A 26028-nucleotide genomic window follows, 5' to 3' on the forward strand; every position below is an offset into this window, starting at 1 on the left:
ACGCCATGGTTAGATTTGCGGGTGCTTCGGGGTCGATTGATGAGAGCTGAGGGCATAAAGACAATTCGGCGTATCCTCTGCGTCTTTCCGCGCTATACGTCGTCCTTTGGGACCTTCGAGCACGCCTACCCCCTCACTGACGGCGTCAAGGCGTTCATGCCGCCGCAGGGCCTGCTGCTGATCGCCGCATACCTTCCCGAGAACTGGCTGGTGCGTTTCATCGACGAGAACCTGCGTCCGGCGACGGCGGAGGATTTCGAGTGGGCGGATGCCGTGTTCGTCAGCGGTATGCATATCCAGCGCCAGCAGATGAACGACATCTGCCATCGCGCGCATGACCATGACCTGGTGGTCGCGATCGGCGGCCCGTCGGTCAGTGCTTGCCCGGACTACTATCCCTCATTCGACTACCTCCACGTCGGCGAGCTCGGCGATGCGACCAATGAGCTGATCAAGCGTCTGGCTGATGATACCAGCCGTCCCGACAAGCAGGTGGTGCTGACGACCGTCGACCGGCTGCCGATGACGGATTTCCCGCTGCCGGCCTATGAGCTCGCCGAAACCAAGAAGTACTTTCTCGGCAGCATCCAGTTCTCCTCGGGCTGCCCCTATCAGTGCGAGTTCTGCGACATCCCCGGGCTCTATGGCCGCAATCCGCGGCTGAAGTCGCCGCAGCAGATCATCGCCGAGCTCGACAAGCTGCGCGCGTGCGGTGCCACCGACACCGTGTATTTCGTCGACGACAATTTCATCGGTAACCGCAAGGCGGCGAGCGAGCTGTTGCCGCACCTGATCGAGTGGCAGAAGCGGACCGGATATGTCACGCGCCTCGCTTGCGAGGCGACGCTCAACATCGCCAAGCGCCCCGAGATCCTGGAGAAGATGCGCGAGGCCTTCTTCGTGACGATCTTCGTCGGCATCGAGACGCCCGATCCCGACGCGCTGAAGGCCATGCACAAGGATCAGAACATGATGGTTCCGATCCTCGAGGGCGTGCGCACCATCAATTCGTTCGGCATGGAGGTCGTCTCCGGCATCATCATGGGGCTCGATACCGACAAGCCCCAGACCGGCGACGCGTTGCTCTCCTTCGTCGAGGAGTCGCGGATTCCGCTGCTCACCATCAACCTGCTGCAGGCGCTGCCGAAGACGCCATTGTGGGATCGGCTCGAAAAAGCCGGGCGGCTGATCGATGACGAGGGCCGCGACTCCAATGTCGAGTTCCTGCTGCCCTATGAGGACGTGGTCAGTTCGTGGCGCAAATGCATGGAAGTTGCCTACGAGCCGAAGAGGCTGTTCGCGCGCTATTTGCATCAATGCAACTACACCTATGCCAATCGCATCAAGGTGCCGGTCAGCCCGGAGATGAAGAGCTGGGCCAACATCCGGCGCGGACTGATCATGCTCCGCAACATCTTTTGGAAGGTCGGCGTGCTCGGCGACTACAAGCGCGTGTTCTGGAAGTTTGCGCTCGGCCGGCTCAAGCGCGGCGACATCGAGGGGTTGATCTCGGCGACGCTGGTTGCGCATCATTTGATCACCTTTGCGCGTGCAGCCTCCAGCGGCCGGCAGAACGCCTCGAACTACTCGATCCGGCTGCGCGAGGCTTCTGTCCCCGCCGAATAGCAGCATGACGACACCGCCGGCGCCCTTGTCCCCTTCGCTTGCCGATCTGCGCGAGCTCACGCCGGCGCGCGTCGGCCTTGGCCGGTCCGGGGCCAGCCTGCCGACCGATGCGCTGCTGTCGTTCACGCTCGACCATGCCCGCGCCCGCGACGCTGTCCACGCCGCCTTCGATGTCAGAGGGATCGCGGCCGGTCTTGCCGGCCTCGGCATCACGCCGCTTGAGGTGTCGAGCCAGGCGCACAGCCGGCGCGACTATCTGCGGCGGCCCGATCTCGGGCGCATGCTGGATTCTGCGTCGCGGCGGTCGCTCGAGACCTGCGCCATCACCGCATGCCCCTGCGCCATCGTGATCGGAGACGGCCTGTCGCCGACGGCGGTCAATGTGCATGCCGTCGAATTGATCCGGCATCTCGTGCCGCGCTTGGCGGCCGACAAGATCGACGCCGGCGCGGTGATCGCAGCGTCCGGGGCGCGGGTAGCGCTCGGTGACGAGATCGGCGCCATCATCGGCGCGCGCATGCTGGTGATGCTGATCGGCGAACGGCCGGGCCTGTCCGCACCCGACAGCCTCGGCGCCTATCTCACCTTCGCCCCGCGGATCGGCCTCACCGATGCCGACCGCAACTGCATCTCCAACATCCACCGTGCCGGGCTGAGCTATGCGGAGGCCGCATTCAGGATTTCGTGGCTTGTGCGCGAGGGCCTGGCACGCCAGATCACAGGGGTCGCGTTGAAAGATGAAAGCGGCGGTGGATCGTCGAGGAATGCGCTACCAGGGTGTGACAAATCAGATACTTAATGGCGGGGATCGGCGGTTCCCTGTCGATTTGCCTCGCCCCTCGCGCTTGCGAGCAAAGGGTCGGGCAGGTAAAACCGGCGCCGGTCAATATTCGCGTGTTTTCAAGGACTAGCGCCGATCAGTTGCGCTCACCCGCCTCATTCGCGCCCCTAGACCCAAGCTAGACAGATTGAGCCGTTTTCAGAACTGGACAGGGCATGCTCGAAAAGAATTCCGAAAGTCAGGTCCACGTCGAGAAGATCGAAGAGCCGCGGTCGGGCCTCAGCATCGCGTTCGGGATCGAGCGTCTCGGCCTGATCCCGATGCGGGCGCCGATCCTGTCCTGCATTGTCCTCGTTCTGTTGCTGATCGGCGCGGTGTTCGGGGTGCACCGGATCAAGATCGACGACTCGCTTTCGCAGCTGTTCCGCTCCGACTCCAAGGACTACAAGCAATATGAGGCGGTGACCAAGCGCTTCCCGGCGACCGAGTTCGACGTCCTCGTCGTGGTCGAAGGCAAGACGCTGCTCGCCCGCGACAATCTCGAAAAGCTGCGCGACATGGTCACCGACCTGCAACTCGTCGAGGGCGTGCGCGGCCTGGTGTCGCTGTTCTCGGCGCGGCAGGCGCCGGAGCCCGGCAAGCTGCCGGCGGCGCTGTTCCCGAATGAACTTCCCGAGGGCGCGGCCTACGACAAGTTCGTCGAGACCGTGAAAAGCAACGAGATCATCCGCGGCAAGCTGCTGTCGGAGGACGGCACGCTCGCGCTGATCGTGCTGTCGCTCGAGCCCGAAGTGGTCGGCAGCAACAAGCTCAGCAAGGTGGTCGGCGACATCAGGAAGATCATGGCCGACGATCTCGGCGGCAGCGGGCTCAATGCGCAATTGTCCGGCGTGCCGGTCATGCAGCTCGAGATCCGCAATGCGGTCGAGCGCGACGGCCTGACCTACAACATCCTTGGCATCCTCGCCGGCTGCATCATCGCCATCATCTTCTTCCGCAAGATATCCTTCATGGTGGCGGCGGCGTTCCCGCCGATGATCGCGATCCTGCTCGCGCTCGGCGGCCTCGGCTGGGCCAATTTCAATCTCAACATGTTCCTCAACGTGATGACGCCGCTCATCATGGTGATCAGCTTCTCCGACTCGATGCAGCTGACATTCGCAGCGCGCGACCGGCTGATCGCCGGGCAGGACAAGTTCACCGCGTTCAAGAATGCGGTGCTGGTGGTCGGTCCCGCCTGCGTGCTGACGCACGGCACGGCCGGAATTTCCTTCATCGCGCTGCAGTTTTCGGATTCCGATCTGATCCGCAAGTTCGGCGAGGCCGGGCTAGCCGCGACCATCATCGCGCTGATCGCGGTGCTGTCGCTGGTGCCGGTGTTCGGCGTGCTGTTCGTGCGCAACGAAAAGATCTTTGCGGTCAAGTTCCAGAGCGCGGATGCCGGCGTGCAGGCGCTGCGCAATTTCTGCTACTGGATCGCGGTGCGCATGGTCGGCCGTCCCGGGCTGTTCAGCCTGCTGGCGCTGATCGTGGTCGGCGGCCTCGGCATCATCTACGCCAATCTCGAGCCGCGCTACCGGCTCGCCGATCAGGTGCCGGACAAGCGGCAGGCGGTCGCGGCGTCGAGCCGGCTCGACGCCAAGCTGACCGGCGCCAATCCGATCGACGTGCTGATCGAATTCCCCAAGGGCGCCTCGCTCTACGCACCCGATACGCTGAAGACGATCGCCGACGTCCACGCGATGGTCGAGAAGACCGCGGGCGTCGGCAACGTCTGGTCGCTGGAAACCCTGCGGCGCTGGCTTGCGGAGAAGGCCGGCTCGTCCGACGTCGCGACGTTGAAGGAATATGTCGACCTGATCCCCGAGCATCTGGTGCGGCGTTTCATCTCCAAGGATCAGGATGCGGTGGTGGTCTCGGGCCGCGTGCCGGACCTCGATTCCAGCCAGATCCTGCCGGTGGTCGACAAGCTCGACAAGGAGCTCGACAAGGTGCGGGCCGAGCATCCCGGCTATGAGATCGCGGTCACCGGTCTGTCGGCGATCGCGGCGCGCAACAGTGCCAGCATGATCGAGAAGCTGAACCGCGGCCTCACCGTCGAGTTCGCGCTGGTCGCGATCTTCATCGGCCTCGCGTTCCGCTCGATCGTGGTGATGTTCTCCTGCATCCTGCCGGGCATCTTCCCGGTGGTGCTGTCGGGCACCGTGCTGTGGCTGCTCGGGGAGGGGCTGCAATTCGCCAGCGTGGTGGCTTTGACGGTATCGTTCGGCCTCGGCCTCAGCGCCACCATCCACTTCCTCAATCGCCTGCGGCTCGAGACCAAGCCGGGTGTCACGCCGGAACTTGCGGTGGAGCGCGCCACCGTCCTGGTCGGCCCTGCGCTGATCCTGACCACGGTGGTGCTGGCCTGCGGCCTCGTCGTCACCGTGTTCTCCGACCTGCCGTCGCTGCGCCTGTTCGGCTGGCTCAGCGCGTTCTCGATGGTGGCGGCCCTGGTCGCGGACCTTTTCATCCTGCGGCCGACCTCGATGTTCCTGATCAACCTGTCGCAAAAGCTCCGCGGCAGGGGCGGCCAGCCCGCGCCGATCGAAAAGGCCTGATCGGCGAACAAGCAAAAAGCTGCAGCAAAAAGGGCCCGGTTCCGAAGCGTTCGGAACCGGGCCCTTGTGTCTTGCGGGCGCAAACGGCCGGGAGCGTCAGCTCTTCGTCATCGTGATCGAGACGCCGCGGATCTCACCCTTGGAGTCGATCTGAACGACCTGCTTGGAGCCGTTGGTCTGCAGGTTCAGGTTCGCGGCAAAGCCGGACGCCTCGACGAACACGTCGATCCGCCCGCCGCCCGCGGTGCCCTGCAGATTGCCGAAGATGTTGCGGCTCGCCTCGCTCCAGTTGCCGGAGATCCGGTCGCCTTGGCTGGTGACGTCGCTGGAGAGGTCGAACTTGTAGCTGTCGCTGGCGCAATGCAGGGACTGCTTCAGGCTCATGCCCGACGGTGCGACCTTGTAATCCGCCTTGCAACGAATCCGTTCAGTCGTGCCGTTGGACAGCGCCACCGTGCCCGTTCCGGTCCACGAGCCGGCAAAACCGGCAAACGGCCCGCTGGCCTGGGCGTGGACGGCGGAGGCAGAGAGCATCAGTGCGGCGCCGACGCCCACAGCCCTGAGAGCCTGACCATAAAGGCTGGAACCAAACCGTTTCATTGTGAATTTTCCCATCAAAATCAACGCTTCCTACGCAAGAAAGCGTCTCGCCGCATCGAAGGTTTAGTGTCACCGAAGAATGTTAGGTTCAAACGACAGAAACGGCGCGCGGCGCCCGTTTTGTCATCGAACAGAATCAGAAACCGTCGCTTCGTGACGGCATGTAGCTTTGCGCAAGTACTATCCGCAATAGCCGAACGCGACAAAGTGATGGCACGAATCGCCATTGCGAATCAATTACTTATGTAGGGGTTTACAGCGCCGCAAATTTAGCCGCATTTAGCGGTGCTTGTCGTCAATCCATTGCCGCGTTACGTGGCGTCTGCAATCCCCAAAATCCGTCCCGGCCGTGCCGAAGCGCTTTTCGGGAACAGATTTTCTGCTGTCGGAAATGAAGGAATACGATGCGTAAATTTCTCTTGGCTCTTGCCCTGTTGTCGATCCCGCTCTCGTCCAGCGCCTTCGCCCAGCAGACGCGCGGGACACCCGATGAGCAGAAGGCCTGCACGCGCGACGTGCAGCGTCACTGCCGCGCCGTGATCGATCAGGGCGATTTCACCATTCTCGCCTGCCTGCAGCAGAACCGCAGCAAGATCAGCGCCGCCTGCGACCAGGTGCTGAAGACCCACGGCCAGTAAGGCCGGTTCGGGCCCCATGGATCGCCGCAAGGCCCGTGCTCGGCAGGTGTGCCGGCCACGGGCTTCGTATGCTGGCGGTCACGGACAGCATTGGTTTTGGTGGCGTATTCCCCTATATGGGGCTCGCAAATCCCCCGCATGCGCTGACCTTTCGCGCCTGCGTCGTGCCATGACCAGTGTAGCCCAAATTTCCCATGACCACCGCGAGCGACCTGCGATCCGGAAAGACCCACCGCGACGAGAATTTCCCGGTCGCGTCGTGGATCATTCATCCGCGGCATCGTGCCCTGATCCTGGCCTTCTATAATTTCGTCCGCACCGCCGACGATATCGCCGATCACGCCACGCTGCAGCCTGCGGAGAAGCTGCGCTACCTCGACCTCATGGAGGCCGAACTGCTTGGCAATGGCGACACCCAGAAGGAAGCGGTCAATCTGCGCCGCGCCTTCGCCGAGCGCGGCATGCCGCCGCGGCACGCGCTCGACGTGCTGGTGGCGTTCCGCCTCGACGTCACCAAGCTGCGTTACGAGAACTGGGACGACGTGATCGATTATTGCCGGTACTCGGCGATGCCGGTCGGGCGGTTCATGCTCGACGTGCACGGCGAGGATACCTCTACCTGGGCGGCATCGGACGCGCTCTGCGCCGGGCTGCAGATCAACAACCATCTGCAGGACTGCGGCAAGGACTACCGCAACCTGAATCGTGTCTATTTGCCGCGCGATGCCCTGGCCGCCGCGGGCGCGACCGTCGAGATGCTCGGCGAGACGAAGTCGCAGCCGGCCCTGCTCAAATGCCTGCAGGCGCTCGCCGTGCGCACCGAGGCGCTGCTCGACCAGAGCAAGTCGCTCGCCGCCGAGGTGAAGGATTTCAGGCTGGGGCTCGAAATCTCCGTGATCCAGGCATTCGCCGACAAGATCGTCAACATGCTGAAGGTGCGCGATCCGCTCAGCGAGCGCGTGCATCTGAGCCCGCTCGAACTGCTGCTGCAGAGCCTTGGCGGCGTCGCCGGCGAGACGGCGCGGCGTGCGACCGGACGGCGTGCGGTCTCCAAATCGGCGGCTGGCGCATGAGCGTTGAGGCGGCGGCCAACGCAAATTACGGAAGCACCGCGTCGGGCAGCTCGTTCTACGCCGCGATGCGCATTCTGCCGCGCGCGCAGCGCGAGGCGATGTTCCAGATCTACAGCTTCTGCCGGCAGGTCGACGACATTGCCGATTCCGACGGCCCGCGGCCGCAGCGGCTGGCCGCGCTGCAGCAGTGGCGCGACGATATCGACGCGCTCTATGCGGGGCATCCGCCGGAGCGGCTGAAGGACTATGTCGCCTCGGTGAAGACCTTCGGCCTGAAGCGCGAGGATTTTGTCGCGATCGTCGACGGCATGGAGATGGACGTGCCGCAGGACATCCGCGCGCCGGATCTCGCGACGCTCGATTTGTATTGCGATCGCGTCGCGAGCGCGGTCGGTCGGCTGTCGGTGCGCGTGTTCGGCCTGCCCGAGGACGACGGCATCCAGCTCGCCTATCACCTCGGCCGCGCGCTGCAGCTCACCAACATCCTGCGCGACATCGACGAGGATGCCGGCCTCGGCCGGCTCTATCTGCCGCGCGAATGGCTCTGGCACGCCGGCATCACCAATAACGATCCGGCCCGCGTCACCGCCGACCGCGCGCTGCCGAAAGTGTGCGCGCCGCTGGCCGAGCGAGCCAAGATGCATTTCCAGAAATCCGACGAGATCATGAAGCGCAATTCGCGCCGCGCCGTGCGCGCGCCGCGGATCATGTCGAAATACTACCGCGCGATTCTTGATCTCCTGATCGCGCGCGGCTTCACCGCCCCGCGCGCGCCGGTACGTGTGTCCAAGGCCGCCAAGATCGGCATCCTTCTTCGTTACGCGATCATCTGATGCAAAAGACCGTTCATATCATCGGTGCCGGCATTTCCGGCCTCTCCGCGGCCGTGCGCCTCGCCAATGGCGGCTATAGGGTGTTTGTCCATGAGGCGACGCAGCAGGCCGGAGGCCGCTGCCGCTCCTATTTCGACGCGGCCACCAATCTCACCATCGACAATGGCAACCATCTGTTGCTGTCGGGCAACCGCCATGCGCTGAGCTATGCGCGCGCGATCGGCACCGAGGCCGGCCTCGTCGGGCCCGCGCGCGCGCAGTTTCCGTTCGTCGATCTTGCCAGCGGCCGGCGCTGGCAGCTCGACCTCGGCGATTCCCGCCTGCCGCTGTGGGTGTTCGACGAGACGCGCCGCGTCCCGGACACCAGCCTGCGCGACTATCTTGCCTTAGCGCCGCTGGCCTGGGCCGGCACCGGCGCGCTGGTCGGCAACACCATTCCCTGCAAGGGCACGCTGTATGACCGCCTGGTGCAGCCGCTGCTGCTCGCTGCGCTGAATGTCGATCCCCCGGAGGGCTCGGCCGGGCTCGCCGGCGCCATCGTGCGCGAGACGCTGCTTGCGGGCGGGCAGGCCTGCCGTCCGTTGATCGCGCGCGACGGCTTGAGCTCGGTTCTGATCGAGCCGGCCGTGAAGCTGCTGCAGGAGGGCGGCCACAGCGTCCGGTTCAGTCACGAATTGCGTGCGCTCGGCATGTCGGGTGGCCGCATCACTGAGCTTGATTTTGGTAATGGCGACAAGGTCGCGCTGGGAGCCGACGACGCCGTCGTGCTTGCGGTGCCGCCGCGCGCTGCGGCCGCGCTGCTGCCCGGCCTGAAAACTCCGACCAAATTCCGCGCCATCGTGAACGCGCATTTCCGCGTTGATCCGCCGCGCGACGCCGCGCCCATTCTCGGCGTGGTCGGCGGCCTCGTGGAGTGGCTGTTCGCGTTCCCGCAACGGCTGTCGGTGACGATCAGCAACGGCGACCGCCTGGTCGACATGCCGCGCGAGGAGCTCGCGCTGGCGATCTGGCAGGACATCTGCGAGGCCTTGGGGGTTTCCGGCGACCTGCCGCCCTGGCAGATCGTGCGCGAGCGCCGTGCCACATTTGAGGCGACGCCGGAACAGAATGCCCTGCGTCCGGGGCCCGCGACGGCGCAAAAAAACCTGTTCCTTGCCGGAGACTGGACTGCTACCGGGTTGCCGGCAACCATCGAGGGATCGGTGCGATCCGGTGATCGCGCCGCAGATCTGGTTCTGGCCAGACGTTAGATTCGACCTGTTGGCGCGTTTTCGAGCGAAGTGGCTACCGGTTCGCGTGAAGCAAACGCGACTGAACAAAAGGACAAGAGCTGATCCGGTGCAATCGGATCAGCTCTGGAGCGGCCGCGGCTTTCGATCAGCCTGCCCGCGATGAAGAGGATATCGAGCGAAATGCTTGCGAGAGATCACAGCGTTGCAGTCGACCCGGTCGCGCTGGAGATGAGCATCTCCAAGGCAACCGAAGCGCTGCTCGGCTATCGCCAGTCCGACGGACATTGGGTGTTCGAGCTCGAGGCCGACAGCACCATTCCGGCCGAGTACATCCTGCTGCGCCACTATCTGGCCGAGCCGATCGATGCCGGGCTGGAGGCCAAGCTCGGTAACTATCTGCGTCGCGTCCAGGGCGCGCATGGCGGCTGGCCGCTGGTGCATGACGGCCCGTTCGATATGAGCGCCAGCGTGAAGTCCTACTTCGCGCTGAAGATGATCGGCGATTCCGTCGACGCGCCGCACATGGTGCGGGCGCGCGAGGCGATCCGTTCGCGCGGCGGTGCTTCGGGCAGCAACGTGTTCACGCGCTTCCTGCTTGCGCTCTATGGCGTCGTGACCTGGCGCGCGACGCCGGTGCTGCCGATCGAGATCATGCTGCTGCCGATGTGGTCGCCGTTCCACATCAACAAGATCTCCTACTGGGCACGCACCACCATGGTGCCGCTGATGGTGCTTGCCGCGCTGAAGCCGCGTGCGAAGAATCCGAAGGGCGTCGGCATCGACGAGCTGTTCCTGGAGGATCCGAAATCAGTCCGCATGGCGCCGAAGGCGCCGCATCAGAGCGCGAGCTGGTTCTATCTGTTCCGCTCGCTCGACGCCGTGCTGCGGGTGATCGAGCCGATGTTTCCGAAGAGCCTGCGCCAACGCGCGATCGATGCCGCGCTCGCCTTCACCGAAGAGCGGCTGAACGGCGAAGACGGCATGGGCGCGATTTATCCGCCGATGGCCAACATCGTCATGATGTACGAGGCGCTCGGCAAGGACGAGAATTTCCCGCCGCGCGCCATCACCCGCCGCGGCATCGACAAGCTGCTCGTGATCGGTGAACACGAGGCTTATTGCCAGCCCTGCGTCTCGCCGGTGTGGGACACCGCGCTGGCCTGTCATGCGCTGCAGGAAGCGGGCGGCGACGCTACCCTTGCCAAGGCCAGGCAGGGCCTCGACTGGCTGAAGCCGCGCCAGGTGCTGGAGCTCAAGGGGGATTGGGCGGTCAAGGCGCCGAACGTCCGCCCGGGCGGCTGGGCGTTCCAGTACAACAACGACCACTATCCCGATCTCGACGACACCGCGGTGGTCGTGATGGCGATGGATCGCGTGCGGCGTCATACCGGAACCAGGGAATATGACGAGGCCATCGCGCGCGGCCGCGAGTGGATCGAGGGGTTGCAGAGCCGCGACGGTGGCTGGGCCGCGTTCGACGTCAACAACCTCGAATATTACCTCAACAACATCCCGTTCTCCGATCACGGCGCATTGCTGGATCCGCCGACCGAGGATGTCACCGCGCGCTGCATCTCGATGCTGGGCCAGCTCGGTGAGACCGTCGAAAGCAGCAAGACGATGGCCGACGGCGTCGCCTATCTGCGCCGTACCCAGCTTGCCGAGGGCCCCTGGTACGGCCGCTGGGGTCTGAACTACATCTACGGCACCTGGTCGGTGCTCTCGGCGCTAAATGTCGCAGGGGTCGATCGCAACGACCCGATGATTCGGAAGGCGGTCGACTGGCTGGCGTCAGTCCAGAATCAGGACGGCGGCTGGGGCGAGGACGCCGTCAGTTACCGGCTGGATTACAAGGGTTATGAAGTTGCGCCGTCGACCTCTTCGCAAACGGCATGGGCTTTGCTTGGATTGATGGCGGCCGGAGAGGTCGAAAATCCCGCTGTTGCGCGGGGGGTGGAGTACCTAAAGGCAACACAGACGGAAAAAGGGCTGTGGGACGAGCAGCGATACACAGCTACGGGGTTTCCGCGGGTATTTTACTTGCGATATCATGGCTACTCGAAGTTCTTTCCGCTCTGGGCGCTGGCGCGGTATCGAAATTTGAGAAGCACCAATAGCAGGGTGGTAGGGGTCGGGATGTGATTGTTGAGGCGGGGGCCGCCGAGACCGTGGGCAGTAGAATTGATCCTCGGCCGGTATTGATTGTGACTGGATTGATGCAGGAGGCCCGCATCGCGGCAGGCCCCGGCATGATCGTAATCTGCAGTTCGAGCGATCCGCAGCAGCTGCGTGAATTGCTGGCGACGCTGGATCCGACCACCTTCCGTGGCGTGATTTCGTTCGGCGTGGCCGGTGGACTCGATCCGTCGCTCAAGTCGGGCGACGTCGTGGTCGCGACTGAGGTGATGTCGGGCGATACCCGCTTCCTGGCCGCATCCGCGCTGAACGAAGAGATGATCGCCAGCGCCGCGCTGAAGCGCCGCAGGATCGTCCGCGGCAGTCTAGCCGGCGTGGAAGAGGTGATCGCGGCGAAGGCCTGCAAGGCCGCTCTGCGCTCGATGACGGGCGCAGCCGCAGTCGACATGGAGAGCCATATCGCGGCGGCCTATGCTGCCAAGGCCGGCATTCCGTTTGCCGCGCTACGCGTAATCAGCGATCCCGCGCACCGGGCGCTACCGGAACTTGCGAAATCCGCGGTGAAGCCGAACGGCGACATCGACCTGCGCAAGGTGCTGCGCGGCATCGCGCGCAATCCACGGACGCTGCGCGCGCTGGTGTCGACCGGAATCGACTTCAACCGCGCGCTGCGCTCGCTGCGCAGCTGCCGCGGCTTCCTGCTCGGCAACGACGTGCTGATGCCGGTGGAAGACGTTCTGATCACGGCGAAGGCGGCCTGATCCTCCGCCGGCCCGGGAATGGGTTTCTCGGCGTATCAAGCTCAAAACAAAGGCCCGGTCGCATCGCGATCGGGCCTTTTGCTTTGGTGCCTGAAGGTTTCGTCTGATGCCACGCTGTTCCGGTTCCGCGCGGTCAGCGGGGACTTGCGCGTCGGCTGTGCGGTGAGACCCCCGTATCGCTGTTCCTCGCGTCCGTGGGTCGCGCCTCCAGCCTCTACGCCAGCAGCGCGCCGGCGCCCCGGGAACGGCCCTACGGCCGCAGGGCGCCTGGTCGATACTTGACAGCTACGCCTATTCGTCCGAAGATGAATCATGATCCTATATTCATGAATTAAGGTTCACTATGGCAATCGCGACGGTTCGCCTTAATCAGCTCGTCGAGACCAAGGCGCGCATTCTCGATGCCGCCAGGGAGGCCGTGGCGCTGAGTGGCTGGAAGGACGCCCAGATCGCCCTGATCGCCTCACGGGCCGGTGTGGCCACCGGCAGCGTGTATCGCTACTTCGACTCCAAGGCGGACCTGTATGCGGAGGTGCTCGCCCTGGTGTCCGAGCGCGAGGTGGCCGTGGTCGCCGCGATCGTCGAGGCGGAAGGCTCGGCGTCCCAATGTCTGGTGGATGCGATCTACACCTTCTCGGTCCGGGCGATGCGCGGCCGCCGCCTGGCCTACGCGTTGATCGCCGAGCCCTGTGAACCCGAGATCGACGCGGCGCGCCTGAAATACCGGGCGGCCCTTGCCGATCAGATCGCAAGGCTGGTCCGGCGCGGCATCGCCGGCGGCGAGTTCGTCGAGATCGACGCGAACGTCGCGGCATCCTGCGTGACCGGCGCCTTCATGGAGGCGCTGGTTGGTCCCCTTGCGCCCGAAGCGGCTCCTGATTCCGACGCGGCGAAGGCGATCGCACAATCGATCGCGGGCCTTTCCGCGCGCATGCTGTTTCGCCACGCGACGCCTGAACTCACCCCTGTATCGCGAGTCTCCGCATGAACGCGCGCGTCCAGCCGGTTGCCGTCGCCGAAGCGAAAGCCGCTCGGTTTGCGACCCATGACGTGCGCAATCAGGCGCGGCCGGCGCTCGGCTTCAATGCGTTCGATGACGACCGCGCGTTGAGTGGCCTGATCGCAACGATCGCGCCGTGGGCAAAAGACAAGCTCTCAGCGCTCGGCGCCCATGCCGGCAGCGAATCCGTGCAGGAGGCGGCACGGCTGGCCAACGAGCACGAACCGAAGCTCCTGACCCATGACCGGTATGGCAACCGCAATGATTGGGTCGAATTTCATCCGGCCTGGCATCAATTGATGGCGCTGGCGTTCCGGAGCGAGGTGCACAGCCTCGCCTGGTCGACGCGCGAACCACACGGCCATCTGGCGCGTGCGGCTCTGAGCTATCTCTGGAATCAGATCGAGAACGGCGTCGGCTGCCCCACCGGGATGGCGTACGCCGCGATCGCCGGGTTCTCAGGCAAGCCGCAATTCAACCTGTGGCGGGAGCGAACGCTGGCGGCGGACTACGATCCGCGGCGGCTTCCGATCGAGGCCAAGCGCGCCGCGGTCATCGGTTACGCCATGACCGAAAAGCAGGGCGGCTCCGATCTGCGTGAGACCCAGACCACCGCACGCTTCGTCGAGCGCGGCGCGCATGGCGAGATCTATGCGATCACCGGCCACAAATGGTTCTTCTCGGTGCCGGTGGCCGACGGATTCTACACGCTGGCGCGCACCCAGTCCGGCGTCAGTTGCCTGTTCGTGCCGCGCCTGCTGCCGGACGGCAGCGCCAACCGTATCTACATACAGCGCCTGAAGGACAAGTGCGGCAACCGCTCAAACGCATCGAGCGAGATCGAGTACCACGATACGTGGTCGATCCTGGTTGGCGAAGAGGGCCGTGGCATCTCGGAAATCCTTTCGCATGCCCATCTGACGCGGCTCGATTTCGCGGTCGGCTCCGCCGGGTTGATGCGCCAGGCGCTGAGCCTCGCCCTCAACCACGCGCAAACCCGAACCGCGTTCGGCAAGCCGATGTCCGAGCTTCCGATGCAGCGCAACGTGCTCGCCGAGCTCGCGCTCGAGAGCGAGGCGGCGATGCTCGGCGCGTTTCGGGTCGCGCGTGCAACCGACGGCCTGCAGACAAGCGAACACGAGCGATTGCTGGCGCGGGTCGCGACACCTGTGATGAAGTTCTGGAACTGCCAGCGCGCGCCGGCCTTCACCTATGAATGCCTGCAGGTGCATGGCGGCAACGGCTTCATCATGGAGAATCCGATGGCCCGGCTCTATCGCGAGGCGCCATTGAACTCGATCTGGGAAGGCACCTCGAACATGATGTGCATGGACGTTTTGCGCGCCATGCAACGCGATGCGAATTGCCGGGACGCATTCGTTGACGAGTTGCGTGCGAGCAGGGGCCTCAATCCGGTCTATGACCGAAGCACGGACGATCTCGCCGATCGCTTGCGTGCACGATATCCGGACGACGGGCACGCGAGAGCGCTCGTCACCCGCATGGCACATGCGCTGCAGGCCGCCGAGATGCTGAGGCATGGCGACGCCGCTGCCGCCGATCTGTTCGTGAGATCCAGGCTTGGCGCGGACGGGATACAGGTATTCGGCGGGCTTCCATCGTCGGAAGACCTCAGCCGTATCGTCGAGCGCGCCTCCGTCATCCGTCACTGAGGGGCCAAGTTATGCGTCAGATCGAAGTTTGTGCCGTCAACGATATCCGGGCCGTCGTGGGAGAACAGGAGTGGGCAACCCGCGTCGATCTTGCGGCGTGCTACCGCTTGGTGGCGCTCTACGGAATGACCGACCTGATCTACAACCACATCAGTGCACAGGTCCCGGGCCATCACGATCAGTATCTGATCAATCCCTATGGCATGCTGTACGAGGAAATCACCGCGTCGAGCCTTGTCAAGATCGACATCGAGGGCCGCGCCCTGCTGCAGCCCGACCATGGCTACAACGTCAACGTGGCCGGCTTCTATCTGCACGCCCCGATCCATCGCGCGCGACCTGACGTGAAGTGCGTCCTGCATACCCACACCAGGGCAGGCACCGCCGTCAGCACGCTTGCCGAGGGGCTGCTGCCGCTGTCGCAGACGGCGATGCGGTTTCACGGTCGGATCGGCTATCACGATTTCGAGGGGCCGGCGATCGATCGGGACGAATGCGACCGGGTCGTCGCGGATCTCGGCCGCAACAACGTGCTGGTGTTGCGCAATCATGGCCTGCTGGTTTGCGGCAACACAATTCCGCAGGCGTTCAATGCGATCTACTGGCTGGAGCAGGCCTGCCGGATCCAGGTCGACGCGCTCGGCTGCGGCCAGCCGCTGCATGTGCCGACCGAGATGGCGATCGGCAACACGGTGACCTGCTTTGCCGGCACCGAGATCACACTGGACAATGAGCGCGACACCAATCCGGTGCTGAATGAAGCGGCGCAAAATCTGCAGGCCGGGTACGGTCTGCTGGAATGGCCGGCGCTGCGGCGCAGGCTCGACCGCATCGACGGAAGCTACGCGCAATGAGCACGGCGTTCGCGGCGTTGCGGATCGGCTTCATCGGCGCCGGCCGCGTGGCGCAAACGCTCGCGCCGGCGTTCGCCCGCGCGGGGCTGAATGTCGCGGCGTTCTACAACCGCGGTGCCGATGCCGCGCAGCGGCTCGGATCCCGCATCCCGTCGGCAAGGCCGATGACGGACGCGCAGCAGGTCGTCGACAGCTGCGACATGGTTTTCCTCACCGTGAGCGATGACGCGATCCTGCCGGTCTGCCACGACTTGTGCTGGGAGCCGCGTCACCGCGTGGTTCATTGCAGCGGCGCGACTGAACTGGCCGCGCTCGCTCAGGCCAAATCCGCAGGCGCCGCGACCGGCGGATTTCATCCAATGCAGATGTTCGCCAATCCCGACGTCGCGCTCGAGGGGTTGCGCGGATGCACCGTCGGCATCGAGGCAGAGGGCGACTTCAGGCGCGACCTGGAATTGCTTGCGACCCGCATCGGGTGTGAACCGCTGGCGCTGCCGGCCGGTGCGCGGGCGCTCTATCATGCGTCGGCATATTACGTCGGTCCGTTCCTGATCGCGCTGCTCAAGGAAGGCGTCGAGCTCTGGAAGAGCTTCGGCGCCAGCGAGGCCGACGCGTTGCGCGCGATGATGCCGCTGCTGCGCGGGACTGTCGCGGCTGTTCTCGACGGTGGCCTCGCCAACGGCATGGGCGGCTGCGTGGCGCGCGGCGACGTCGGAACGATCCTCAAGCACCTCCGGGCGCTGGATGAGCGCTTTCCTCCCTCCGGCGCGCTGTATCGCGAGCTCGCCCTGCGCAATGTCCCGCTCGGGATCGAGCGTGGCACACTCAGCGCACCGCGCGCCGCCGAGATCGAGAAATTGCTTCTGCGCACGAGATTGGAAAAGCAGGCGGCATCCTGATCCAGGAAAAAAGCCCCGGTTCGCTGAACCGGGGCTTTCATGTTTCTGCTTTCGCTCACATCGAGCTTCAGGCGGCGGTCGAGGCCTTCGCTTGCTGCTTGGCGGCGGCGGCCGCTGCCTCGTCGCGGCGGATCTCCGAGAGCTTCTTCTGCACCTGCTCGGCGAAGATGTACTGCGCCGGACGCTGCTTCGACATGTCGATCTCGGGCGCCATCGGGCCTGATGTCCTGATGCCACGCAGCGCGACCCACATCGCCTTGAGCGGATTGTTGATCGCAGCGGTCGCCGCGGTCGGCTCGTAGCCGCAATGGGCCATACAGTCGGCGCACTTCTCGTACTTGCCGGTGCCGTAGGTGTCCCAGTCGGTGGTGTCCATCAGCTCCTTGAAGGTCTTGGCGTAGCCTTCACCGAGCAGATAGCAGGGCTTCTGCCAGCCGAAGATGTTGCGCGCCGGCATGCCCCAGGGCGTGCACTCGTATTCCTGGTTGCCGGCGAGGAAGTCGAGGAATAGGCCGGAATGCATGAAATTCCACTTCTTGCCCTTGCCGAGCGCAAAGACGTCGCGGAACAGCTTCTTGGTCTTGGTGCGGTTGAGGAAGTGCTCCTGGTCGGGCGCACGCTCATAGGCGTAGCCCGGCGACATCGAGACGCCGACGCCGAGCTCGGTGGTGAAATCGAGGAACTTGGCGATCTCCTCGGCCGGGTGACCGTCGAAGATGGTGGCATTGACGTTGACCGTGAAGCCGCGCGCCTTCGCCGCCTTGATCGCCGAGACGGCGCGATCGAACACGCCCTTCTGCGACACCGCCTTGTCGTGATGATCCTTCAGGCCGTCGAGATGCACCGAGAAGAACAAATAGGGCGACGGCTCGAACAGGTCGAGCTTCTTCTCGAGCAGCAGCGCATTGGTGCACAGCGAGACGAACTTCTTACGCGCCACGAGGCCGCGCACGATCTCGCCGATCTCCTTGTGGATCAGCGGCTCGCCGCCGGGGATCGCCACCATCGGCGCGCCGCACTCATCGGCGGCATCCCAGCATTCCTGCGCCGTCATGCGGCGATTGAGGATCGCATCGGGATAGTCGATCTTGCCGCAGCCGACGCAGGCGAGGTTGCAACGAAACAAGGGTTCCAGCATCAGCACGAGCGGATAGCGTTTGCGGCCAAGCAGTTTCTGCTTGATCAGATAACCGCCGATACGCATTTCCTTGAAGAACGGTATAGCCATTAGACGATTTCTTTCTGCACTTATCAAAGGGATGTGGGTTCAGATCAGCCCGCGGTCAGTTCGGCTGGCAGCCGGAATTCGATATTCTCTTCTCGGCCCGGAACGACCGAGACCGATACCGGTCCGATCCGCCGCAGAGCCTCGATCACATCGTCGACCAAAACTTCGGGCGCAGAAGCGCCCGCGGTAATGCCGACGGCCTTCGCATCCTTGAGCCAATCCGGATTGAGTTCGCTCCCATCGGCAATGAGGTAACTCGCGACGCCGACCTCGGTGCCGATTTCACGAAGTCTGTTCGAGTTGGAACTGTTGGCGGCCCCCACCACCAAAATGACGTCAACCAGTTTGCTCAGGTCCCTTACCGCAGATTGGCGGTTCTGTGTCGCATAGCAGATATCCCTGATATCCGGGCCTTGAATATCTGTAAATTTTGACTGAAGAGCCGCGATAATGTCCCTGGTGTCGTCCACGGACAGGGTGGTCTGGGTGATGTAGGCGACCGGCGCATCGCTCGGCAGCCTCAGTTCCGCCACATCCTGGACGCTCTGGACCAGCAGAACCGGCCCCGGAACCTGGCCCATGGTTCCCTCGACCTCGGGATGGCCGGCGTGCCCGATCAGGATCAGGGTGCGGCCCTTCGAGATATAGCGCTTGCCTTGGTTGTGGACCTTGGTGACGAGCGGGCAGGTGGCATTGAGCACCGGCAGGTCGCGGGCTTCCGCCTCCTCCTCGACGCTCCTGGCAACGCCATGGGCACTGAAGACGGTCACCGCCTTGGCCGGCACTTCCGAGAGGTCTTCGACGAAGATCGCGCCCTTCTTCTTCAGGCTCTCGACGACGTGTTTGTTATGCACGATCTCGTGGCGGACATAGACCGGGGGCCCATACTTCTCGAGCGCGCGTTCGACGATCTCGATCGCGCGCACAACGCCCGCGCAAAAGCCGCGCGGCTGAGCAAGAAACACTTCCATCGGACGTCCGTTACGCAAATTACACCAATCTCGTTCAATGCCCTGCGGCCTTTTCGGCAACGCACTCCACAGGTCGGACGTCGCAACGTCAGTTGCAATGTCCGAGCCATCACAGTTCCTGGACGGGATCTGCGCCCCAAGCGCATGGAAATACAGCGATTTGTGGCAAAAAGGTAGCGGTTCGATGGGGGCGTGGTCACGGACGAGGGGCAGTAGAGGTAATATGGTGTGGGTTTCGACGCCTGCGACCGTCCGTCTCCCTCACTTGTTCGTCACTTTATCGCCCACTGATGCGGTTTATACCGGCCATTCGTGGCCGTTCCTGTGGTTTGGAACCTCCTCGCCGTCCCGTCGAGGAAGACAACCAAAACAACATTAGATCGGTCCCGGGAACTCCGCTACAGAGCGGGCGTTTTCGGCCATGCTTCCCCGAGATTAGAAAGAAACGAAGTGCTGACAAATATTGTCGTCTCCGTTGTTAGAACCTGTACGCGTTTTGCCCTTCCGGTCGTGATCATCTCTGTCCTGTTGTCGATCGGCGCCGGCTTCTACACGGCCCGCAACTTCTCGATCAACACCGACATCAACAAGCTGATCTCGCCGGATCTCGATTGGCGCAAGCGCGACAACCAGTTCGAGGAAGCGTTTGATCGCGAGCGGTTGATCCTGGCGGTGGTCGAGGCTGCGACGCCGGAGCTGACCAGCTCGGCCGCGAAGGCACTCACCGCGAAGCTGCAGGCCGACAAGAAGAACTTCGAGGCGATCACCGCGCTCGGCTCCGGCGAATTCTTCGAGAAGAACGGCCTCTTGTTCCTGCCGACCGAAGAAGTCGGCAAGGTCGCGGGCCAGCTCGAATCGGCCGCACCGTTGATCGAGATCATGGCCGGCGATCCCTCGATACGCGGCCTGACCGGCGCGCTCGAGACAGGCCTTGCCGGCGTCAAGCGCGGGCAGGTCAAGCTCGACAATGCCGCGCCGCCCTTCAACCTGATCTCCGAGACGGTCGAGACCGTCCTCGCCAAGGGCAACGCGACCTTCTCGTGGCGCGAGCTCACCAGCGACAAGCCGCTGACCGATTCGGACAAGCGTGCCTTCATCGAGATCAAGCCGATCATCGACTATTCGGCGCTGGAGCCGGGCAAGGCCGCGACCGATGCGATCCGCCAGGCCGCGGCCGATCTGAAATTCCCGACCGAATATCACGCGCGCGTTCGCCTGACCGGACCGGTGCCGATCGCCAACGAGGAATACGCCACCGTGCAGGACGGCGCGATCACCAACGGCATCGGCACCGTTGTGATCGTGCTGGTCATCCTCTGGATGGCGCTGCATTCCGGCAAGATCATCTTCGCCGTGTTCGTGAACCTGTTCATCGGGCTTGCCATCACCACGGCGGTCGGCCTGATGATGGTCGGCTCGCTGAACCTGCTCTCGATCGCCTTCGCCGTGCTGTTCATCGGCCTCGGGGTCGACTTCGGTATCCAGTTCAGCGTTCGCTACCGCTCCGAGCGGTTCAAGAACGACAATCTGACGCTGGCGCTGGAAAACGCGGCGCGCCGCTCCGCGGTGCCGCTGTCGCTCGCCGCGATGGCGACCGCCGCCGGGTTCCTCTGCTTCCTGCCGACCGACTACAAGGGCATCTCGGAGCTCGGCAAAATCGCCGGCGCCGGCATGCTGGTGGCGTTCGTCACCAGCATCACGGTGCTGCCGGCGCTGCTCGATCTGCTCAACCCGCCCGGCGAGAAGGAGCCGGTCGGCTACGCCTTCCTGGCGCCGCTCGATCTGTTCCTGGAGAAGCATCGCGTTCCGATCATCGTCGGCACGCTGCTGGTCACGGTCGCGGGCCTGCCGCTGCTCCATTACATGAAGTTCGACTTCAACCCGATCAATCTGCGCAATTCCAAAGTGGAATCGATCGCGACCTTCCTCGACCTGAGGAAGGATCCGAACACCGGCGCCAACGCCATCAACGTGATGACGCGCTCGGAAGCCGACGCCAAGAAGATCGAGGCCAAGCTCGAGAAGCTGCCGGAAGTGTCGCGCGTGATGTCGCTCGACAGCTTCGTGCCCGACGACCAGCCGGCCAAGCTGAAGCTGATCGCGCAGGCGGCCAAGACGCTCGGCCCCGCGCTCAACCCGGATTCGGTCGATCCGGCCCCGTCGGATCAGGAGAATGTCGAGTCGCTGAAGAGTTCGGTCGACAGCCTGCGCAAAACCGCGGGCGACGGCAAGGGGCCGGGCGCGGTGGCCGCGCGCCGGCTCGCCGACGCCCTGCAGAAGCTTGCCGATTCGAACCAGGCGACCCGCGACAAGGCGCAGGACGTCTTCGTCGCGCCGATGAAGATCGTGTTCGATCAGCTCCGCAATACGCTGCAGGCCCAGACCGTCACGCTGCAGAATCTGCCGCCGGAACTCGTCAACAGCTGGAAGACCAAGGACGGCCTGATGCGTGTCGAGGTGGAGCCGAAGGGCGATCCGAACGACAACGACAATCTGCGCCGCTTTGCCGACGCCGTGCTCGCCGCCGAGCCGACCGCGATCGGCGGGCCGGTCTCGATCCTGAAGTCGGGCGACGTCATCGTGAAGGCGTTCATCCACGCCGGCATCCTGGCGCTGGTCACGATCGGCCTGCTGCTGTGGCTCACGCTGCGCCGCGTCGTCGACGTGCTGATGACGCTGGTGCCGCTGCTGGTCGCTGGCATCGTCACGCTGGAGATCTGCGTCTTGATCGGGCTGCCGCTCAACTTCGCCAATATCGTCGCGCTGCCGCTGCTGCTCGGCGTCGGCGTGGCGTTTAAGATCTACTATGTCACGGCGTGGCGGCAGGGCAGGACGAATCTGTTGCAGTCGAGCCTGACACGCGCGATCTTTTTCAGCGCGCTGACCACGGCGACCGCGTTCGGCAGCCTGTGGCTGTCGAGCCATCCCGGCACCGCCAGCATGGGCAAGCTGCTGGCGCTCTCGCTCGTCACCACGCTCGCGGCGGTGTTGCTGTTCCAGCCGGCGCTGATGGGCAAGCCGCGCGAGGTCAAGGAGGAGGATATCGCCAACGACGTCACCTGACGCGCTGGCGATTCGCTTTCGAACCGGCTTGGCGGCATGCGCCGCCGAGCCGCGATGTCAGCGGACGGTGTTCCCCGCCGACTTCCGCTAATGCGTCGGTCGCGCGATGTCCGGGAGCAGGCAGATATCGCCCACGGCGTCGGCCTGCGCATTGGCGTTGCCCGGAACCTGCTTTTGAGCCGGCTTGGTGGCCGGCGCCACGGCACCGGTGGTTTTCTGCGGTGCTGTCGACTTGGGCTGGGTGCCCTTCGTCGCCGGATTGCCGGCGGCGCTCACCGGGATCGGCGGACCGACGCGGGTCCAGGTCTCGCCGCCGCACAGGAAGCCGAGCACGCAGCCCTGGATCTCGAGCTGATCGGTGCCGACGGGCTTGATGGTCGAGCTGTAGAGCTGGCCGTCCTTGGCGTTGTAGACCTGACCTTCCCACGCATCGGCGCCGGCCTTCTTCTTCATGTCGATCAGGATCGGCATGCCGAGCGTCGGCCTGCTCTGCTTCGCAGGATCAGGATTGTTCTTATCCTTGCCGCCCGGGGTTTTTTCCCAAGACACCGCACCCCACATGTTGCCATTACACTGGGCGACGCGGATGGTGGCGACACCGTCAGCGACCTTCCAGTCGCCGGTCGGGTCCGCTGCAAGTGCCGGTGATAATACGGTGGCCAAAAATAAACCTGAAAAGGCTATTGTACGCGCGAAAGTTCTTGGGCAGTGCAACATGGTCCAAACCTGTGCTTAACTGGACGATCCGAGCGGGGGGCAAAACGCCGCTAGCGAGCGTTTTAAGTTGACGAGATGGCCATCAACCGACGTATGTGACGAATGGTAAGTTCCAATTTAGACGTTTCCGAGATTTTTGTGGAGCGCGAGGGGCAGCGCGGTGCCATGCACACGCGTCACCTCAACGAGCAGCTCGTTCGCGTTCTCAAGACCATCGGCTACGACGTCGGCTTCCAGAAGGGGCAAGGCCAATACCTCTTCGATCGTCAGGGGGCTCGTTACCTTGATCTATTGAGCGGATTTGGCGTTTTTGCGATTGGCCGCAATCATCCGGCCCTGCGCCAGGCGCTGAAGAGCGTGCTCGACGCCGATCTGCCCAATCTCGTGCAGCTCGATGTCTCGACGCTCGCCGGCGTGCTCGCGGAACGGCTTCTGGAACATGTTCCATATCTGGACAAGGTGTTTTTCGCCAATTCCGGCGCCGAAACCGTCGAAGCCGCGATCAAGTTCGCGCGCGGCGCGACCGGCCGCCCCGGTATCGTCTATTGCGGGCATTCGTTCCACGGCCTGTCCTACGGTGCGCTGTCGCTGACGGACGATTCGAATTTCCGCGGCGGATTCGAGCCGCTGCTGCCGGGCTGCACCCCGATTCCGTTCAACGATCTCGAGGCGCTGGAGAAGGCGCTGTCGTCGCGCCAGGTCGGCGCGTTCATCGTCGAGCCGATCCAGGGCAAGGGCGTCAACATGCCCACCGACGAGTTCCTGCCCGGCGCGCTGGCGCTGTGCCGTAAATACGGCACGCTGTTCATCGCCGACGAGATCCAGACCGGCATCGGCCGCACCGGGAAATTCCTCGCGATCGAGCATTGGGGCATCGAGCCCGACATGGTGCTGCTGGCGAAGGCGCTGTCCGGCGGTCACGTGCCGATCGGCGCGCTGCTGACGCGCAAGAACATCTTCGACAAGATCTTCAACCAGATGGACCGCGCGGTCGTGCACGGCTCGACCTTCGCCAAGAATGATCTGGCGATGGCCGCCGGTATCGCCACGCTCGACGTCATCAAGGCCGAGAAGCTCGTCGAGAACGCCGCCAAGCGCGGCGCCGAGCTCCGTCTCGCACTGACGCGGATGGTGCCCGGCTATGAACTGATGAAGGAAGTGCGCGGCAAGGGCCTGATGATCGGCGTCGAGTTCGGTCCGCCGAAATCGCTGCGGCTCAAGGCGTCGTGGAATCTGCTGGAGACCGCCAACAAGGGCCTGTTCTGCCAGCTGATCACGGTGCCGCTGTTCAAGGATCACAAGATCCTGACCCAGGTCGCCGGCCACGGCCTCCACACCATCAAGCTACTGCCGCCGCTCATGATCACCGAAGCGGACTGCACCTGGATCGAGAAGTCGTTCGACGACGTGATCGCCGGCAGCCACAAGGTGCCCGGCGCGATCTGGTCGCTCGGCAAGACGCTGGTCGACAACGCGGTGCGCAAGTCGGCGTAGGCCTCACGATGTAGCCCGGATGGAGCGCAGCGAAATCCGGGGTTCTCAAAGCGGGTAAGACCGTCCCCGGATTACGCTGCGCTCCATCCGGGCTACAAGACTCACCCCTCCTTGTTCGCGCGCATCGCGCCCTCGAACTTGTCGCCGAACTCGCTCAGTTCGTCGGCGCCGAGATCGCTGACTGCCCAGTAATTCAGGCCGCGGTCGCTCCAGCGGCGGATATTGAAGCCCTGCAGTGTCGAGATCTTCGCCGTCTTGCGTTCGGTGTTCGCGGTCTGCGCCACGAACAGGTTGATGACGTGCTGGCGCCGCTTGTAGACCACGGCGCCGATCTCGCGGGCGTTGACGTAGTCGAGCCGGCCACCGATCAGCGTGAAGCCCTGCGCGGTGAGATCGATCACCGGCGGCGAGACGTCGAGCTTGCCGTTGAACCAGGGCTTGACCGTGTGCTGATCCGTCGAGATCACGTCGGTGAGGTGGCCGGCCTGCAGCGAACGGAGATGCGCCGACACCACCTCGTTCTCGATGCGCTGCTCGTCATCGTTGCGCAGCACGATCGCGACAAGGCCGGTCGCTGCCATCGCCGACACCGCGGAGCCCAGCGCAAAGCCGCGCAGCACCGAGCGCCGGGTCGGCGCCGCCTGCGCTTGTGGTTGCGGCAGTGACTTCTCGATCTTGCGGCGCAGCTCGAGCGGCGCCTTGTAGCGCAAATCGCTCTCGGCGATCGCCTGGCGGATCTCCTGATACTCCTTCATGAGCGCGGCGCAATGTGCGCACCCCTCGACATGGGCCTCAACTTCGCGCGCATGGCCGGCGTCGAGTTCGCCGTCGATCAGCGCGTGGATCAGCACTTCGGCTTCCTCGCAGGTCATTTCGCTTGCTCCTGTTCCGCAAGCCAGGCCGATCGCAGCATGGCGCGGGCGCGCGCGAGGCGGGACATTACGGTGCCGACTGGCACGGCGGCGACATCGGCGATCTCGCGGTATGAAAGATTCTGGATTTCCCTGAGCACGAAGGTCTCGCGGAACGGCTCGGCAAGCGCCGCGACCAGCTTGCGCACGGTCTCGCCGTCGAAGCGGCGCAGCAGCTGCTTTTCCGGGGTCTCCGGGGCTTCATTCCACAGCGGGGTCTGCTCGCCGCCTTCGGGCAACTCCTCGACCGCGGTCGGGGCGGTCTTGCGCCTTGCATATTCGGCCCGGCAGACATTGCGCAGGATCGCGAACAGCCACGGCTTCATCGCAGGTCCGCGGTAGCTGTCGAAATGCTTGTAGGCGCGCAGATAGCATTCCTGCACCGCATCCTCGGCGTCGGCGGCATCGCGCAGCAGATAGCGGGCCAGCGTATAGGCATCGTCAAGATACGGCAGCGCGGCCTCGCGGAAGCGTCGCGCCTTTTCGGGATCGTCTTGCGACGCGTTGACAACCATCGTGTCCTGCCCGGCATGTCGAGAGACGGCTCGTGCCCGGCCGGGAGCGGAGGGCCACCGGCCGGGCATGGTTGTGATTGTATGGGTTGTCACGTTACCCAACCTTGACACTGCCTGTCATGTGCGGATGCAGCGAGCAGAAATACTTGTACTCGCCGGGCTCCGTGAAGGTGAACGAGAAGGTGCCGTCGGTATCCATGGTCTTGGAGCGGAATTTGCCCGCACACACCACGGTGTGCGGGATGTCGTCGCGGTTGGTCCAGGTCACTGTGGTGCCGACCTTCACCTCAAGCTGGGGCGGGGTGAACGAGAAGTTGTCGATGTGAACCGCGGTATCCTCGGCGCGGGCCGCCGTGACCGGCAGCAGCATGGTCGCGACCACGGCGATCCCGAAGTCGCGTCGATTGATCGAACTCATCGGTC

Annotated in this window: 22 protein-coding genes; 15 read left to right on the forward strand and 7 right to left on the reverse strand. The window is 64.1% G+C overall.

All coding sequences use genetic code 11. The annotated features are described in order from the left end of the window. The first annotated feature begins 39 nt into the window (after positions 1 to 39). The 3 genes from QA639_RS15430 to QA639_RS15440 all read left to right on the forward strand — a co-directional run bounded on the left by QA639_RS15430 (position 40) and on the right by QA639_RS15440 (position 5007). Complete coding sequence (locus QA639_RS15430; protein ID WP_028331726.1) at positions 40 to 1626, forward strand: B12-binding domain-containing radical SAM protein; 1587 nt, start codon at positions 40 to 42, stop codon at positions 1624 to 1626. 4 nt (positions 1627 to 1630) lie between these two features. After that, on the forward strand, positions 1631 to 2425 hold the full coding sequence (gene eutC, locus QA639_RS15435) for an ethanolamine ammonia-lyase subunit EutC (RefSeq protein WP_028331725.1): 795 nt from the start codon (positions 1631 to 1633) through the stop codon (positions 2423 to 2425). 197 nt (positions 2426 to 2622) lie between these two features. After that, positions 2623 to 5007, forward strand: a complete 2385-nt coding sequence (locus QA639_RS15440) for an efflux RND transporter permease subunit (protein ID WP_283090169.1) — start codon at positions 2623 to 2625, stop codon at positions 5005 to 5007. Between the two features lie 96 nt (positions 5008 to 5103). Here QA639_RS15440 and QA639_RS15445 read toward each other — a convergent pair whose 3' ends face one another. Then, positions 5104 to 5607: a hypothetical protein gene (locus QA639_RS15445; protein WP_028331723.1), complete on the reverse strand. Its 504-nt coding sequence runs from the start codon at positions 5605 to 5607 to the stop codon at positions 5104 to 5106. A gap of 404 nt (positions 5608 to 6011) precedes the next feature. On the opposite strand from QA639_RS15445, the gene QA639_RS15450 reads away from it, so the two are divergent. The 10 genes from QA639_RS15450 to QA639_RS15495 all read left to right on the forward strand — a co-directional run bounded on the left by QA639_RS15450 (position 6012) and on the right by QA639_RS15495 (position 16706). Beyond that, the gene (locus tag QA639_RS15450) at positions 6012 to 6245 is read left to right on the forward strand and encodes a hypothetical protein (RefSeq protein WP_028331722.1); all 234 of its coding nucleotides are present in this window, start codon (positions 6012 to 6014) and stop codon (positions 6243 to 6245) included. 194 nt (positions 6246 to 6439) lie between these two features. After that, positions 6440 to 7318 (forward strand): squalene synthase HpnC, encoded by an 879-nt coding sequence (gene hpnC / locus QA639_RS15455; protein WP_157348168.1) that lies wholly within the window; start codon positions 6440 to 6442, stop codon positions 7316 to 7318. Continuing rightward, the gene (hpnD, locus tag QA639_RS15460) at positions 7315 to 8151 is read left to right on the forward strand and encodes a presqualene diphosphate synthase HpnD (protein WP_050387137.1); all 837 of its coding nucleotides are present in this window, start codon (positions 7315 to 7317) and stop codon (positions 8149 to 8151) included. Before hpnC ends, hpnD begins: the two co-directional genes overlap by 4 nt. Beyond that, on the forward strand, positions 8151 to 9401 hold the full coding sequence (hpnE, locus tag QA639_RS15465) for a hydroxysqualene dehydroxylase HpnE (protein ID WP_028331719.1): 1251 nt from the start codon (positions 8151 to 8153) through the stop codon (positions 9399 to 9401). Before hpnD ends, hpnE begins: the two co-directional genes overlap by 1 nt. A gap of 162 nt (positions 9402 to 9563) precedes the next feature. Further along, positions 9564 to 11525, forward strand: coding sequence for a squalene--hopene cyclase (gene shc / locus QA639_RS15470; protein ID WP_283090170.1), 1962 nt, complete (start codon positions 9564 to 9566; stop codon positions 11523 to 11525). Then, the gene (locus QA639_RS15475) at positions 11522 to 12280 is read left to right on the forward strand and encodes a phosphorylase (protein ID WP_428841162.1); all 759 of its coding nucleotides are present in this window, start codon (positions 11522 to 11524) and stop codon (positions 12278 to 12280) included. Before shc ends, QA639_RS15475 begins: the two co-directional genes overlap by 4 nt. Before the next feature lie 343 nt (positions 12281 to 12623). Further along, positions 12624 to 13268 carry a TetR/AcrR family transcriptional regulator gene (locus QA639_RS15480; protein ID WP_283090172.1) on the forward strand — a complete coding sequence of 215 codons (645 nt, stop codon included), beginning with the start codon at positions 12624 to 12626 and terminating at the stop codon, positions 13266 to 13268. After that, complete coding sequence (locus tag QA639_RS15485; RefSeq protein ID WP_283090173.1) at positions 13265 to 14953, forward strand: acyl-CoA dehydrogenase family protein; 1689 nt, start codon at positions 13265 to 13267, stop codon at positions 14951 to 14953. Before QA639_RS15480 ends, QA639_RS15485 begins: the two co-directional genes overlap by 4 nt. Positions 14954 to 14964: 11 nt before the next feature. Continuing rightward, positions 14965 to 15807, forward strand: a complete 843-nt coding sequence (locus tag QA639_RS15490; RefSeq protein ID WP_050387132.1) for a class II aldolase/adducin family protein — start codon at positions 14965 to 14967, stop codon at positions 15805 to 15807. After that, positions 15804 to 16706 carry a Rossmann-like and DUF2520 domain-containing protein gene (locus QA639_RS15495; RefSeq protein WP_050387131.1) on the forward strand — a complete coding sequence of 301 codons (903 nt, stop codon included), beginning with the start codon at positions 15804 to 15806 and terminating at the stop codon, positions 16704 to 16706. Before QA639_RS15490 ends, QA639_RS15495 begins: the two co-directional genes overlap by 4 nt. Before the next feature lie 67 nt (positions 16707 to 16773). On the opposite strand, the gene hpnH is transcribed toward QA639_RS15495, so the two are convergent. Both hpnH and ispH read right to left on the reverse strand, forming a co-directional pair. Further along, positions 16774 to 17934 carry an adenosyl-hopene transferase HpnH gene (hpnH, locus tag QA639_RS15500; RefSeq protein ID WP_028331712.1) on the reverse strand — a complete coding sequence of 387 codons (1161 nt, stop codon included), beginning with the start codon at positions 17932 to 17934 and terminating at the stop codon, positions 16774 to 16776. A gap of 44 nt (positions 17935 to 17978) precedes the next feature. Next, positions 17979 to 18905 (reverse strand): 4-hydroxy-3-methylbut-2-enyl diphosphate reductase, encoded by a 927-nt coding sequence (gene ispH / locus QA639_RS15505; RefSeq protein WP_028331711.1) that lies wholly within the window; start codon positions 18903 to 18905, stop codon positions 17979 to 17981. A 450-nt stretch (positions 18906 to 19355) separates the two neighbouring features. On the opposite strand from ispH, the gene hpnN reads away from it, so the two are divergent. After that, positions 19356 to 21968, forward strand: coding sequence for a hopanoid transporter HpnN (gene hpnN, locus QA639_RS15510; RefSeq protein WP_028331710.1), 2613 nt, complete (start codon positions 19356 to 19358; stop codon positions 21966 to 21968). An 87-nt stretch (positions 21969 to 22055) separates the two neighbouring features. Here the strand turns inward: hpnN and QA639_RS15515 are convergent, their stop codons facing one another. Continuing rightward, complete coding sequence (locus QA639_RS15515; RefSeq protein ID WP_051375980.1) at positions 22056 to 22685, reverse strand: DUF2147 domain-containing protein; 630 nt, start codon at positions 22683 to 22685, stop codon at positions 22056 to 22058. A gap of 102 nt (positions 22686 to 22787) precedes the next feature. Between QA639_RS15515 and hpnO the strand changes: the two genes are divergently transcribed. Beyond that, positions 22788 to 24179: an aminobacteriohopanetriol synthase HpnO gene (hpnO, locus tag QA639_RS15520; protein ID WP_050387129.1), complete on the forward strand. Its 1392-nt coding sequence runs from the start codon at positions 22788 to 22790 to the stop codon at positions 24177 to 24179. 101 nt (positions 24180 to 24280) lie between these two features. Here the strand turns inward: hpnO and QA639_RS15525 are convergent, their stop codons facing one another. The 3 genes from QA639_RS15525 to QA639_RS15535 all read right to left on the reverse strand — a co-directional run bounded on the left by QA639_RS15525 (position 24281) and on the right by QA639_RS15535 (position 26023). Next, positions 24281 to 25051 (reverse strand): anti-sigma factor family protein, encoded by a 771-nt coding sequence (locus QA639_RS15525; RefSeq protein WP_028331707.1) that lies wholly within the window; start codon positions 25049 to 25051, stop codon positions 24281 to 24283. Next, positions 25048 to 25605 (reverse strand): sigma-70 family RNA polymerase sigma factor, encoded by a 558-nt coding sequence (locus tag QA639_RS15530; protein ID WP_018270594.1) that lies wholly within the window; start codon positions 25603 to 25605, stop codon positions 25048 to 25050. The genes QA639_RS15525 and QA639_RS15530 overlap by 4 nt, the downstream gene beginning before the upstream one ends. 94 nt (positions 25606 to 25699) lie before the next feature. Continuing rightward, the gene (locus QA639_RS15535) at positions 25700 to 26023 is read right to left on the reverse strand and encodes a cupredoxin domain-containing protein (RefSeq protein WP_028331706.1); all 324 of its coding nucleotides are present in this window, start codon (positions 26021 to 26023) and stop codon (positions 25700 to 25702) included. Positions 26024 to 26028: the final 5 nt, after the last annotated feature.

The sequence above is a fragment of the Bradyrhizobium pachyrhizi genome (assembly GCF_029714545.1).
GTDB classification, from domain to species: domain Bacteria; phylum Pseudomonadota; class Alphaproteobacteria; order Rhizobiales; family Xanthobacteraceae; genus Bradyrhizobium; species Bradyrhizobium pachyrhizi.